Here is a 13,019-nt window from a genome sequence, read left to right on the forward strand (position 1 = left end):
CCATGCTGAAGCTGCATGAAAAATCCGGGGACGACACCGCGGCGCTGATGGCCGACATAGGCCGCCGCGCCCGCGCTGCCGCCCGACCTTTGGCTATTGCGACCACCGCCGCCAAGAACGCCGCTCTGACCGCCATGGCTGACGCCATCCTCCGTCGCGAACAGGAGATCCTCGACGCCAACGCCATCGATGTCTCGAATGGCGAGGAATCGGGCCTGTCCGCCTCCTTAATGGACCGGCTGAAGCTTAATCCGACGCGTATCCGCGCCATGGCCGACGGCATTCGCGAGATCGCCGCACTCAGGGATCCCGTTGGTGACGTCATCGCCGAATGGGATCGGCCGAACGGCCTGCATATCGAGCGCGTGCGCACGCCGCTCGGCGTCATCGGCGTCATCTATGAGAGCCGTCCGAACGTGACGGCGGATGCCGGCGCGCTGTGCCTGAAGGCCGGCAATCCGGTGATCCTGCGCGGCGGCTCGGATTCGCTCAATTCGTCCTCCGCCATCCATGCCTGCCTGGTCGAAGGCTTGAAAGCCGCCGGCCTGCCGGAAGACGCCATCCAACTGGTGCCGACCACCGATCGCGCCGCCGTCGGCGAGATGCTGAAGGGCCTCGACGGCACGCTCGACGTCATTATCCCGCGCGGAGGCAAGAGCCTGGTCGGCCGGGTGCAGAGCGAGGCGCGCGTGCCGGTCTTCGCCCATCTCGAAGGCATCTGCCATCTCTACATCGACCGTTCGGCCGATGTAGAGATGGCGGTGAGGATCGCCGTCAACGCCAAGATGCGGCGCACAGGCGTCTGCGGCGCCGCCGAGACCCTGCTGGTCGACCGCGCCGTGGCGTCCACGCATCTTGTGCCGATCCTGGACGCCTTGCGCGCGGCCGGCTGCGAGATCCATGCGGACGCCGAGGTGCTGAAAGCCTTTGCCGATGCCACGCCGGCCACCGATGCCGATTGGGTGACCGAATATCTCGACGCCATCATCGCGGTGAAGCTGGTTGACGGGATTAGCGGTGCTATCGAGCACATCGAGACCTTCTCCTCGCATCACACCGAGGCGATCGTGGCCGAGGATGCACGGACCGTGGAACGGTTCTTCAACGAGATCGATTCGGCGATCCTGCTGCATAATGCCTCGACGCAATTCGCCGATGGCGGCGAGTTCGGCATGGGCGCCGAGATCGGCATCGCCACCGGCAAGATGCACGCCCGCGGCCCGGTCGGCGTCGAGCAACTGACGTCGTTCAAATACCGCGTGCGCGGATCGGGGCAGGTGAGGCCTTGACGCCGCTTGCGCAAGAGGCCTGACGCTTGCGCCAAGGCACCCCCCTCTGTCCTGCCGGACCCGGCCCTTCGCGATCGCTCCGGGCGTTCGTTGTTCGGGAAGCCAAGCAATCGGCTTTCCGTCCGCTGCGCGGATCACGCCTCACCCCCCGCAAGGGGGGAGATTGGCTGGCATTGAGGGTTTCGCCAATCTTCGACGATACACGATTGGCGCCATCGCTAATACAGGTGATCTCTCCCCTTGCGGGGGAGATGCCCGGCAGGGCAGAGGGGGGTGCTTAGCCCCATGCTGTCCTTGTCCCAGCAACCCGTCCCCTCCGCCTATCTCAAAATGCCGCATGCCGAGAAAGGCCTGGCCGTCGGCCTGTTCGGCGGGTCTTTCAATCCACCGCATGCAGGCCATGCCCTGGTCGCAGAGATCGCGCTCAGGCGCCTGGCGCTGGACCAGCTCTGGTGGATGGTGACGCCGGGCAACCCGCTGAAAAGCAGTCGTGAACTGGCGCCGCTCAGTGAGCGGCTGCAACTGTCGGAGCGGATCGCCAGGAACCCGAAGATCAAGGTCACCGCCTTCGAAGCGGCACATAATGTGCGCTATACGGCCGACACGCTGGCGCTGGTCAAGGCGCGCAACCCCGGCGTCGATTTCGTCTGGATCATGGGCGCCGACTCACTGCGCGATTTCCATCGCTGGCAGCGCTGGCGCCAGATCGTCATGACCTTCCCGATCGCGGTCATCGACCGCCCGGGCGCGACGCTGTCTTTCCTGTCATCGGTCGTGGCCAAGACGTTCGACTATGCCCGCGTCGACGAAGGCGATGCGCCGCGCCTCGCCCGCATCAAGGCCCCGGCCTGGACCTTCATCCACGGACCCCGTTCGTCCCTGTCTTCGAGTGCCATCCGCGAACTGGCAAAGGGGTAAACGGCCAACTCCGTCCCAGGCGATGTCGTTTTTATCGCTTCCTTTGCCCATTGCATGGGCAATCCTGCCTAGGCATGCCGATTCCCGGGAAAAACCTTACCGAAGCCGATGACAAGCCCGCGCCGCTGATCGCGATTGCCAGCGTCATCGTGTCGATGGCGCTGATCGCCATCGGCAATGGGCTGATGTTCGCCTATATTCCCGTGCGGCTTGGCGTGGAGGGGTTCGACCCGATCTGGGCCGGTCTTATCGTCACCGGCCTTTCGGCCGGCGGCTTGGCGGGTTGCATCCTGACCGGGCCGCTGGTGCGCCGTGTCGGGCATGCCCGCGCCTTCATGGTGCTGTCGGCGCTGATCGCGCTTTCCAATGCCGCCATTGGCGCCGGACCGCACGCCTTGTTGTGGATCGCGGCACGCGCCCTCTACGGCTTTGCCATATGCGGCCTGTTCATCGTCGCGCAGAGCTGGCTCAATGACGCGCTGCCCAATGCCATACGCGGGCGGGTCATGGCGGTGTTCTACGTCTCTTACGTGGCCGGGCTGGGCCTAGGTTATGCAACGCTTGCCATTGTCGACATCCACACCGCCCAGGCCTCGTTGATCGGCATCACTTTCACGGCCCTGTCGATCCTGCCCGTCGGGTTGACGCGCCTTGCCCAGCCGCCGGCGCCGCAGGCGGCTTCGGTGGCCTTGCGCCAGGCATGGCGCATCTCACCGGTAGGGATCGCGGGCATGCTGGCGGTCGGCGGCCTGTCGATGATCATTTCGGGTTTTGCGCCGATACACGCTACCGCCAAAGGGTATTCGCAAGGTGACGTCGCGCTGCTCCTGTCGGCGATGCCGGTCGGAACGCTGATCCTGCAGATCCCGCTGGGCTGGCTTTCGGACCGGACGGATCGGCGTCTCGTTCTTGCCGGCGCCGCCATGCTGGCCATTGCGGCAAGCCTGCTTGCCATCGTCTTCGATGGCGGCGCGCTGATGGTCCTGGTGGTGATCTACCTGATCTGGGACGGGGCGGCGGAATCGATCTATTCGCTGTCCAGCGCGCATGCAGCAGACCGCGCCAAGAAGGAAGAGCTTCTGGCCCTGTCGAGCTCGATGCTGTTTGCCTGGTCACTGGCCGGCTTCGTCGTACCGGGCATCGTCACGGCGCTTTCGGTGGTTTTCGGCACCGCGACCTTCATCTATGTCGGGATCGTCATCGCTACGCTGTTTTGCCTGTTCGTGCTGTGGCGAGTGATCGCGGCCAGGCCTGTGCCAGCATCAGATACTGGCAGTTTCGCGCCGATGTCGGCGCAGGCCCCCTTGCCCGTGGAACTCGCCTTCGCGCCCGACGAGCCTCAAGGCCGGGCCAAGGACTGAGCTGATCCCGGCCAACGAGCCGCTTCATCGTTCATTGCTTGCGGATTTCGGGCGTGGGCGCTTCCGGCGGCGGCAGCGGTATGGATATGCCCTCGCTGTCGAATGCCTGCTTTGCACGCTTGGTCATGTCGATGGTGGTTGAAAAATGATCAGCCGCCGATGTCCAATAGCGCAAGGTGAGCGAAACGGTCGTGTCGCCGAGACTGGCCACGAAGGCGATCGGAGCCGGATCGCGGCGAATGCGCTTTTCCGCGGCGGCGAGCGCAAGCAGTGTTTTCTGTGCCCGGTCGATGTCGTTCCAGGAGCCGATGCTCAAAGTGATGTCGCCGCGCCGCACGCCGTTGCGCGAGAAATTGCGCACCGGCTGGTTCCAGAGCGTCGAATTGGGGGCGAGGATGTAGATGCCTTCGGCGGTGCGCAGCTTTGTCGCGAACAAGCCGATTTCCTCGATCGTGCCGGCAATGGGGCCGACCTCGACGGACTCACCGATGCGGAATGGCCGCAGCGCCAGAAGCATGATGCCGGCGGCAATGTTCTGCAGCGTGCCTTGCAATGCCAGGCCGATGGCCAGGCCAATGGCGCCGATGGCGGCGATGATCGACGCGGTTTGAACGCCGAACTGGCCGAGCACCATGATGACGACAAGCACCAGGATGGCGTAGCGCACGATCTTGGAGAAGAATTGCCGCAAGGTCTGGTCGAAGTGATGGATGTGGCCAAGGCCGGCGAAGATGGAGCGTTCAGCCAGACCGGCGACAATGTAGCCGACAACCAGCAGGATGATGGCGCCGATGGCCGAGAAAGAATAGGAGACGATCAGCGTGCTCAGCTGCGCGAGGCTTGTCTGGATGGACAGAAAGGCGTTTTGCGGGTCGATCGCCATTTAGAGATTCCGATTGGTCGATGCGCCCATAACCCCTCCCGAAGGCGTGGGTTCCGCTTTTACTGTGTGGCCGCGGACCGTTCTAACCGGCGAAGCAGCGGGGCCGATCTGGGCTGCGTCTTGAAAGTGCAACGCAACTCTGCCTATCTAAGCAGTGTCACCTGCTTCGAGGGGTGATTTGGTTGTTCTTGCTGCGAAAGGAAATACACTGAGAACAGCACTGCGGAAGAGGGCCGATATGGTGCCCTCGCCGGCCAGGATCAGCGTAGACGACGCCGTGTCCCGCGCCATCAAGACAGTCCTTGCCAGTCTGGAAGACTCCAAGGCCGAAAATATTGTCTCAATCGACATACAGGGGAAATCGAGCCTCGGCGACTACATGGTCGTCGCGTCGGGCCGATCTCACCGTCATGTCTCGGCTGTCGCCGACCACCTGCTCAAGGCGCTCAAGGATGCCGGTCTCGGCACGGCGCGCGTCGAGGGGCTGTCGGGCGCAGACTGGGTCCTGATCGATTCGGGCGATATCATCGTCCATGTCTTCCGCCCCGAAGTCCGCGACTTCTACAATCTCGAAAAGATGTGGCAGGCGCCCGATCTCGAGGAAGAGACCCTGCACTAAGCCGTTTTCTTGATGCGTGTCATTGTCGCAAAGCCGGTTCCCATCCCTGGGTGACACGCATCGGCGGCTTGCAGAGGCGAGGATGAAGATATCAGTTCATGCCGTGGGCCGAATGAAAACCGGCCCCGAGAGAGAGCTTGCCGACCGCTATTTCGAGCGCTTCGCCAAGAGCGGCCCGGCGGTGGGGCTTGAATTCTCCGGCGTGACCGAAATCGCCGAGGGGCGCGGCCAGAGCGCCAACGAACGCCGTCGCGACGAGGGTCAGAAGCTGCAGGCGCAGCTGCAGCAAGGCAGCGCGCTGTTCCTGCTCGACGAACGCGGCAAGAATTTTACCTCCGAAGAGTTTGCCGCCCGCATCGCCCTGTTGCGAGATGGCGGCCGCAAGGCGCTGCTCGTCGCCATTGGCGGCGCCGACGGTCACGACCAGCCGCTGCGCGGCCAAGCCGAACTCGTGCTTTCGTTCGGCGCGCTGACCTGGCCGCACCAACTGGTCCGCGTGATGCTGGGGGAACAACTCTACCGGGCGGCCACAATACTGTCCGGTCATCCCTACCACCGTTCATGATCGGCGAGTGCGCGCCGGCTGGATTTCCGCCCCAATGCGGCGCCAGATTGCAGCAATCGAAACGGGCTTCGAACATGGTTGATCGTTCGTTAACGAAGCCGCGCATAGAATCGGGCTTCAATGTCTGAAGACTGGAAATCAAGGACGGGCTCATGGCGCGTGCGCTGCGGCATCGCCGCGGCGCTGGCGCTGTCGCTTCATGCCGCGCGGGCGGAAAACACGCTCGACACGGCGCCTGATCCAGACCAGAGCCGAGCCGAATATGAGCGGGTCTCGAAGGAGATCACGCTGTCGTCCGAGCGGCTGGGCAAGCTTGCCGCCGACATCGCCACGATCAAGAAGGACCACGCGTCGATCACCGCAGCCCTGATCCAGTCGGCGATGACTGAACAGAAGCTCGGACAGGACATCGAGGATATCGGCGCGCGGCTCGAAGGCCTCAAGGCCCAGGAGGAGAAGATCCGCGTTTCGCTGGCGGCACGGCGCGACGTGCTGGCCGAAGTGCTGGGGGCGCTGCAGCGCATGGGGCTCAATCCGCCGCCGGCGATCCTGGTCAAGCCGGAGGATGCGCTGTCGTCGGTGCGCAGCGCTATCCTGCTCGGCGCCGTGGTGCCGGAACTGCGCCAGCAGGCAGACACGCTGCTGGCCGACCTCAAGGAGCAGTCGCGGGTGACCGGCTCGATCGAGGCGGAGCGGGCGCGACTGACGGCCGCCGTAGGCGACCAGACCGCGGAAAAGAAGCGGCTTTCCATGCTGCTGGAAGCGAAGCAGAAACTCGAAACCGACACACAGGCCGAACTGGCCGCCGAGAAGCAGCGGTCCGAAGCCCTGGCGGCGAAGGCCGGCAGCCTGAAGGAGCTGATCGCCTCGCTCGAGGCGCAGGCCGACAAGACCCGCAAGGCCGCCGATGCCGCCAAGGCCGCCGACGCCGCAAAGGCCGGCGAGGCTGCCCCCGAACTGGCCTCGCTGCCTGTCCCCGAAGGCAACCAACTGACAGCGTCGGCGCCTTTTTCTGCTTTGCAGGGGCAGATCGCGCTGCCGGTCACGGGCCGGATCAAGTTGCGCTTCGGCGCCGACGACGGTAACGGCGCGGTGATGCTTGGAGACATGGTTGCGACACAATCGGCGGCCATCGTCACCGCGCCGGCGGATGGGAATGTGCTTTATGCGGGGCCGTTTCGCTCCTATGGTCAACTCTTGATCCTGAACGCAGGCGACGGCTATCATGTCGTCTTGGCGGGGATGAGCAGAATCAGCGTCGTGACTGGCCAGTCGGTGCTCGCAGGTGAGCCGGTCGGCGCGATGGGAGAGGCCCGGGTGGCAAGCACCTCGGCCTCGAAGAATGGAAATGCCGCGCCGGAACTTTATGTCGAGTTTCGCAAGGATGGAAAACCCGTCGATCCGGCCCCGTGGTGGGCGGACCGTTTATCTGGAAGGACGTGAATGATGCGGAAACTGTCGCTTCTGTTTGCCGGTGCGCTGATGGGCGCGTCCGCCATGAGCCTTGTTTATGGCGCACCCGGCTCGGCGGCGAACGCTGCGGGGTCGGAGACATACAAGCAACTGGCGATCTTCGGCGATATTTTCGAGCGGGTGCGGGCCAATTACGTGACGCCGCCCGACGACAAGTCGCTGGTCGAAAATGCGATCAACGGCATGCTTGCGTCGCTTGATCCGCACTCCTCCTACATGAACGCCGAACAGGCGCAGGACATGCGCGTCCAGACCAAGGGCGAGTTCGGTGGCCTCGGGATCGAGGTCACGATGGAGAACGACCTGGTCAAGGTGATCACGCCGATCGACGATACGCCGGCCGCCAAGGCGGGTGTGCTCGCCGGCGACTACATCGCCAAGATCGACGGCGAGGAGGTTCGTGGCCTCACCCTCAACGACGCGGTCGAGAAGATGCGCGGCCTGGTCAACACACCGATCAAGCTGACCATCCTGCGCCAGGGCGCCGACAAGCCGATCGAACTGACCGTGGTGCGCGACATCATCAAGGTGAAGGCGGTCAAGTTCCGGGTCGAGAACGACATCGGCTACATGAAGATCACCTCGTTCACCGAAAAGACCTATGACGACCTCGAGAACGCCATCGACACCATCAAGAAGCAGGTGCCGAACGACAAGCTGAAAGGCTATGTGCTCGATCTGCGCCTCAATCCGGGCGGCTTGCTCGACCAGGCGGTGAGCGTGTCCGACGCCTTCCTCAACCGTGGCGAGATCGTCTCGACCCGCGGCCGCGACCCGAAGGACGTCACCCGCTTCGACGCCAAGCCGAAGCAGGTCGACGACATCAACGGCAAGCCGATGATCGTCCTGGTCAATGGCGGCTCGGCCAGCGCGTCCGAGATCGTCGCCGGCGCGCTGCAGGATCTACGCCGCGTCACGGTGGTGGGCACGCAGTCCTTCGGCAAGGGTTCGGTGCAGACCATCATCCCGCTCGGCGAGAATGGCGCGCTGCGGCTGACGACGGCCCTCTATTACACGCCGTCGGGCAAGTCGATCCAGGGCAAGGGCATCACGCCCGACATCAAGGTCGACCAGCCTTTGCCGCCGGAACTGCAGGGCAGGGACCTGACGCGCGGCGAATCCGACCTCAAGGGCCATATCAAGGGCGCCGACGAGAGCGCGACCGGGTCAGGCTCGGCGGCTTATGTGCCGCCGGATCCCAAGGACGATCTGCAGCTCATCTATGCCGAGCAGTTGCTGCGCGGCGAGAAGACCGATCCTGCCTTCCCGCCCAACCCGGAAAAGGCCGTTCTCAACCAGTAAGGGCAGCAACAGTCTGGCTGCCTGAACGAAGCAATGCGAAGCTGCCGGGACCGAAAGGTTCCGGCAGTTTGATTCGGGGACAGGCGCCAGCCATTGTGGCGCCAGGACGTTCCAATTCTGATGAACGTGCATGGCCTTTTTGAATGCTTCCGGTTTCGAAGCCGCGCGCCAGGGGACAAGGCTTGGCTGACACAGGCAAGGACATCGAACGCCCGCTCGGACAGACCGTCCGGCCGCCGCGCGTTGCCCGCAAGGTCAGCTCCGGCGCGATTGTGGCGAGTTTGGCGGTGCTGGCGATCGTCGGGGTTTCCGGAGCGATCGCGCTGAGGGAGAAGCCCTTTCGCAAGCCGCAACAGGTCGCGGTTTCGACACCGAAAGCAAGTGTGACGGCCGAGCCCGCAGCGCCCGGTGCGTTGGCCCCGGTCGCGGCGCCAAAGCCAGATACGCCGGCCAAGGCCGGCGGGCCGCAAATCATCCATGTGCAGACGGAGGAAGGCGATGGGCCGCCGCGGGCGGCGATCGTGATCCACGACCCGTCGACCATTGGCCAGAACCTGAAGATCGCTCATATTCCCGACGCCGAACTGATCGAAAGCAGCGAAACCGGTCCGTTGCCTGTTCGCGCGGCCGATGGCCGCCGGCCATTCGACGTCTATGCCCGGCCATGGTCGGGCGCACGTGGGGCGCGGGTGGCGATCGTCATCGGCGGGCTCGCGGTGTCGCAGACCGGCACCCAGGCTGCCATCGCCAAGCTGCCGGCCGAGGTGACGCTGGGCTTCGCGCCGCAAGGCAACAGCATCGGGCGGTGGATGCAGGCGGCGCGCCAAAGCGGCCACGAAGTCATCATGCAGGTGCCGCTCGAACCGTTCGACTATCCGAACGTCAACCCCGGCCGCAACACGCTGACCGTGACCGCGAGCGCGGACGAGAACCTGAAAAACCTGCACTGGGCGCTGTCGCGCACGACGAACTACACCGGCGTCATGAACTACATGGGCGCGCGTTTCTCGGCCGACGCGTCGGCGATGGGGCCGTTCATGGCAGAGCTTGGCAAACGGGGCCTGGCCTATATCGACGACGGATCGTCGGCGCGCAGCCTGGCGCCGGACCTGGCGCTCAAGGACGGCGTGCCCTTCGTTGCCGGCGACGCCGCCATCGATGCCGTGCAGGATCGCGGCGCCATCCTGAAGAAACTCGATGAGCTCGAGGCGACGGCGCGCGCCAAGGGCTCTGCCGTCGGCATCGGCTCGGCCTTCGACCTGACTGTCGACACGGTCTCGTCCTGGGTTGTCGAGGCCAAGAAGCGCGGCATCGAGATCGTGCCGATTTCAGCGGTGGCGATCGACCCGCAAAAAGGGTGAATGGTGAATAGTGAATAGTTGATAGAAGGAAGGATTTAGCCCCTTCCGATGTCGCGCTCTCGGGTTATTGCCATTCACCATTCACCATTCACCATTCACCATTCACCATTCACCATTCACCATTCACCATTCACCATTCACCATTCACCAAGGTCCGACGATGGCGAAGAAAAAAATCGATCCTGAAACGCTGCCCTACCGGCCTTGTGTCGGGCTGATGATCCTCAACGCTGATGGCATGGTCTGGGTGGGGCACCGCATCGCCGAAGCGGACAGCGAGTTCGCCGGTACGACGCAACTGTGGCAGATGCCCCAGGGCGGTATCGACAAGGGCGAGCAACCGCTGCAGGCGGCCGAGCGGGAGCTTTATGAGGAGACCGGCATGCGCAGCGTCTCGCTGCTGGCCGAGGCGCCGGACTGGATCAATTATGATTTGCCGGAACATCTCGTCGGCGTCGCCTTCAAGGGCCGGTATCGCGGCCAGACGCAGAAATGGTTCGCTTTTCGCTTCCACGGCGAGTCGAAGGAAATCCAGATCAATCCGCCGCCAGGCGGTCATACGGCGGAATTCGACGATTGGGCTTGGCGGCCAATGCGCGACCTTCCCGATCTGATCGTGCCTTTCAAGCGGCATGTCTATGAAGACGTCGTGTCGGCCTTCCAGCATCTGGCGCGATAATTCCGCGACGCCGGCTGCTGGCGCGACCGCCCTTGGTTGAAGTGCCGACGCGGCGGACCTAATGATGTCTATCCGCCACGAGAAGGGTCGCCATGGACGACGCCTCCAAGAGCACGCCGCCCGAGGGTTCCACCGCAGCAAGCGCGGCGGCTGCCGGGGCCATTCTCACCATCGACCTTGGCGCGATCCGGGAGAATTATCGGCGGCTGACGACACGATTGAACGGGGTGCGATGCGCTGGCGTGGTCAAGGCCGATGGATATGGGCTTGGGGCGGGCCATGTGGCGGCCGCACTCATGAAAGAAGGCTGCGATAGCTTCTTCGTGGCGCTGCTTGGCGAAGGGGTCGCCCTGCGCAATGTGCTTGGTCCGGGCGCCAGCGTTTTCGTGCTGAACGGCATCCCACCTGGGGCGGAGCGGGACGCGGTCGCGGCTGATCTTTCCGCTGTCATCAACAGCCCCGAACAGCTGGCTGCGTGGCGGACAGCCGCCCGTGGAGCCGGGCGCAGGCTGCCGGCGGCGGTCCAGGTCGATAGCGGCATGTCGCGGCTCGGCATGGCTTCAGGGGATGTGGAGCGCATCGGCGCTGATCCGCGGGCCTTCGAGGGCATCGACATCCGCCTGGTGATGAGCCATCTCGCCTGCGCCGACGAGCCGGACAATCCCGCCAATGAGCGGCAGCGGCTGGCTTTCGAGCGCATGCGCCTGATGTTGCCGGCAGCGCCAGCCACGCTCGCCAATTCTTCCGGCATCTTTCTCGGGCAAAGCTTTCATTACGATCTTGCCCGGCCGGGGGCTGCGCTTTACGGAATCAATCCGACGCCGTCGGAGCCGAACCCGATGCTGCCGGTGGTGGGACTGCAGGCGAAGGTCGTGCAGACTCGGCTGTTGGAAGCCGGGGCTGGCGTCGGCTATGGCCACACGTTCCACGCGGCGGCTCCCATGACAGCGGCGACGATCTCGCTTGGCTACGCCGATGGCTGGCACCGGCGGGCGGCGTCGGCAGCCTGGTTCGGGGGCGTGCGCTTGCCCTTTCTCGGGCGGGTGTCGATGGATTCGATCATACTCGACATCTCAGCATTGCCACCCGGCACACTCAAGGAGGGCGATCTCGTCGACATGCTCGGCCCGTCGCAGAGCGTCGACGACGCTGCTGGCCACGCCGGCACCATCGGCTATGAAATCCTGACCAGCCTCGGCCCGCGCTTCCACAGGCGATACGTCGATGGCTAGCCTCTTGGCGGACGCGGCAAAATCCGGCAGACAGGGCAAAGCCTGCCCGGCTCGGGTAGCGGGTTGGAGTTACGCACGATGAGAATCATGGTCCTGGGCGGTGGCGTGATCGGTGTCACCACGGCCTATTATCTCGCCGAGGCCGGCCATGAGGTTACGGTGCTCGATCGCCAGAAGGCCCCGGCGCTGGAAACCAGCTTCGCCAATGCCGGGGAAATTTCACCGGGGTACGCGTCGCCCTGGGCGGGGCCGGGCGTTCCGCTGAAGGCGATCAAATGGCTGCTGATGAAGCATGGCCCGCTGGTGGTGAGGCCGGCCTTCGACCCGCATATGTGGACATGGCTGGTCAAGATGCTGCGCAACTGCACGGCCGAGCGTTATGCGATCAACAAGGCGCGCATGGTGCCGCTGGCCGAGTACAGCCGCGACATGTTGAAGGCACTGCGCGAGGCGACCGGCATCGCCTATGACGAGCGTTCCCAGGGCACGGTGCAATTGTTCCGCACACAAAAGCAGCTCGACGGCACGGGTGGCGACGTCGAGGTGCTCAAGAAATACGGCGTGCCTTACGAAATCCTCGACCAGGACGGTTGCATCGCGGCGGAGCCGGGACTGTCCGGCGTGCGTGAAAAATTCGTCGGCGGCCTCAGGCTGCCCGCGGACGAGACCGGCGACTGCAAGATGTTCACCGACAAATTGGCCGAACTCTGCGTGGCGCGCGGCGTCAAGTTCGAATACGACACGACGATCTACCGGGTGCTGCGCATGCGCAACCGCGTCAATAATATGAGCACCAGCAAGGGCTGGAGAGCCGCCGATGCCTATGTGATGGCACTTGGTAGTTATTCGGCGGGCTTCATGCGCCGGATGCAGCGGCCGATCCCGGTCTATCCGGTGAAGGGCTATTCGATGACCGTACCGATCCAGGATGCTTCGGCGGCGCCCGTGTCGACCGTCATGGACGAGACCTACAAGGTGGCGATCACCAGGCTCGGCGACCGCATCCGGGTCGGCGGCACGGCAGAAATTTCTGGCTTCGACCTCAGGCTGCATGAATCGCGGCGGCGCACGCTGGAGCATTCGGTCGGCGATTTGTTCCCAGGTGCCGGCGCCCTGCGGGATGCGACGTTCTGGTGCGGGTTGCGGCCGATGACCCCGGACGGCCCGCCGCTGATCGGCCGCACCGAACTGTCCAATCTCTATCTCAATACCGGGCACGGCACGCTAGGCTGGACCATGGCCTGCGGCTCCGCCAAAGTGCTGGCCGACATCATCTCCAGCCGTGTGCCTGATATCGACGTAAGAGACTTGGCGCAGGACCGCTATCAGCGATAGCG

The 13,019-nt window shown here is 64.2% G+C and carries 12 protein-coding genes; 11 read left to right on the plus strand and 1 reads right to left on the minus strand.

The genetic code is table 11. The features are described from left to right. The first annotated feature begins 2 nt into the window (after nt 1–2). From LB513_RS07200 to LB513_RS07210, 3 genes are all read left to right on the plus strand, one after another. Nucleotides 3–1,289: a glutamate-5-semialdehyde dehydrogenase gene (locus LB513_RS07200; RefSeq protein WP_224662769.1), complete on the plus strand. Its 1,287-nt coding sequence runs from the start codon at nt 3–5 to the stop codon at nt 1,287–1,289. 330 nt (nt 1,290–1,619) lie between these two features. Next, on the plus strand, nt 1,620–2,207 hold the full coding sequence (locus LB513_RS07205) for a nicotinate-nucleotide adenylyltransferase (protein ID WP_224662899.1): 588 nt from the start codon (nt 1,620–1,622) through the stop codon (nt 2,205–2,207). 74 nt (nt 2,208–2,281) lie between these two features. Next, nucleotides 2,282–3,568 (plus strand): MFS transporter, encoded by a 1,287-nt coding sequence (locus LB513_RS07210; RefSeq protein WP_224662770.1) that lies wholly within the window; start codon nt 2,282–2,284, stop codon nt 3,566–3,568. A 31-nt stretch (nt 3,569–3,599) separates the two neighbouring features. Here LB513_RS07210 and LB513_RS07215 read toward each other — a convergent pair whose 3' ends face one another. After that, nucleotides 3,600–4,451: a mechanosensitive ion channel family protein gene (locus tag LB513_RS07215; protein WP_224662771.1), complete on the minus strand. Its 852-nt coding sequence runs from the start codon at nt 4,449–4,451 to the stop codon at nt 3,600–3,602. 241 nt (nt 4,452–4,692) lie between these two features. Between LB513_RS07215 and rsfS the strand changes: the two genes are divergently transcribed. The 8 genes from rsfS to LB513_RS07255 all read left to right on the plus strand — a co-directional run bounded on the left by rsfS (nt 4,693) and on the right by LB513_RS07255 (nt 13,017). Beyond that, nucleotides 4,693–5,070: a ribosome silencing factor gene (rsfS, locus tag LB513_RS07220; protein ID WP_372952950.1), complete on the plus strand. Its 378-nt coding sequence runs from the start codon at nt 4,693–4,695 to the stop codon at nt 5,068–5,070. A gap of 82 nt (nt 5,071–5,152) precedes the next feature. Continuing rightward, a complete protein-coding gene (rlmH, locus tag LB513_RS07225; RefSeq protein ID WP_224662773.1) occupies nt 5,153–5,635 on the plus strand; it encodes a 23S rRNA (pseudouridine(1915)-N(3))-methyltransferase RlmH in 483 nt (160 codons plus the stop codon). 120 nt (nt 5,636–5,755) lie between these two features. Beyond that, a complete protein-coding gene (locus LB513_RS07230) occupies nt 5,756–7,078 on the plus strand; it encodes a murein hydrolase activator EnvC family protein (protein WP_224662774.1) in 1,323 nt (440 codons plus the stop codon). Then, nucleotides 7,079–8,410, plus strand: a complete 1,332-nt coding sequence (locus LB513_RS07235; RefSeq protein WP_224662775.1) for a S41 family peptidase — start codon at nt 7,079–7,081, stop codon at nt 8,408–8,410. A gap of 182 nt (nt 8,411–8,592) precedes the next feature. Then, nucleotides 8,593–9,771 (plus strand): divergent polysaccharide deacetylase family protein, encoded by a 1,179-nt coding sequence (locus LB513_RS07240; RefSeq protein ID WP_224662776.1) that lies wholly within the window; start codon nt 8,593–8,595, stop codon nt 9,769–9,771. Nucleotides 9,772–9,931: 160 nt separating this feature from the next. After that, nucleotides 9,932–10,450 carry an RNA pyrophosphohydrolase gene (locus tag LB513_RS07245; RefSeq protein WP_224662777.1) on the plus strand — a complete coding sequence of 173 codons (519 nt, stop codon included), beginning with the start codon at nt 9,932–9,934 and terminating at the stop codon, nt 10,448–10,450. A 92-nt stretch (nt 10,451–10,542) separates the two neighbouring features. Next, complete coding sequence (alr, locus tag LB513_RS07250) at nt 10,543–11,682, plus strand: alanine racemase (RefSeq protein WP_224662778.1); 1,140 nt, start codon at nt 10,543–10,545, stop codon at nt 11,680–11,682. A gap of 78 nt (nt 11,683–11,760) precedes the next feature. After that, a complete protein-coding gene (locus tag LB513_RS07255) occupies nt 11,761–13,017 on the plus strand; it encodes a D-amino acid dehydrogenase (protein ID WP_224662779.1) in 1,257 nt (418 codons plus the stop codon). The last annotated feature ends 2 nt before the right edge of the window (nt 13,018–13,019 follow it).

The organism is Mesorhizobium sp. ES1-1 (genome assembly GCF_020164785.1).
Taxonomy (GTDB): Bacteria; Pseudomonadota; Alphaproteobacteria; order Rhizobiales; family Rhizobiaceae; genus Mesorhizobium.

Bases quoted from the DNA above. Each gene is read 5' to 3' on its own strand.
- LB513_RS07200 (WP_224662769.1), top strand. From the start codon at position 3: ATGCTGAAGCTGCATGAAAAATCCGGGGACGACACCGCGGCGCTGATG.
- LB513_RS07205 (WP_224662899.1), top strand. From the start codon at position 1,620: ATGCCGCATGCCGAGAAAGGCCTGGCCGTCGGCCTGTTCGGCGGGTCT.
- LB513_RS07210 (WP_224662770.1), top strand. From the start codon at position 2,282: ATGCCGATTCCCGGGAAAAACCTTACCGAAGCCGATGACAAGCCCGCG.
- LB513_RS07215 (WP_224662771.1), bottom strand. From the start codon at position 4,451: ATGGCGATCGACCCGCAAAACGCCTTTCTGTCCATCCAGACAAGCCTC.
- rlmH (WP_224662773.1), top strand. From the start codon at position 5,153: ATGAAGATATCAGTTCATGCCGTGGGCCGAATGAAAACCGGCCCCGAG.
- LB513_RS07230 (WP_224662774.1), top strand. From the start codon at position 5,756: ATGTCTGAAGACTGGAAATCAAGGACGGGCTCATGGCGCGTGCGCTGC.
- LB513_RS07235 (WP_224662775.1), top strand. From the start codon at position 7,079: ATGATGCGGAAACTGTCGCTTCTGTTTGCCGGTGCGCTGATGGGCGCG.
- LB513_RS07245 (WP_224662777.1), top strand. From the start codon at position 9,932: ATGGCGAAGAAAAAAATCGATCCTGAAACGCTGCCCTACCGGCCTTGT.
- alr (WP_224662778.1), top strand. From the start codon at position 10,543: ATGGACGACGCCTCCAAGAGCACGCCGCCCGAGGGTTCCACCGCAGCA.
- LB513_RS07255 (WP_224662779.1), top strand. From the start codon at position 11,761: ATGAGAATCATGGTCCTGGGCGGTGGCGTGATCGGTGTCACCACGGCC.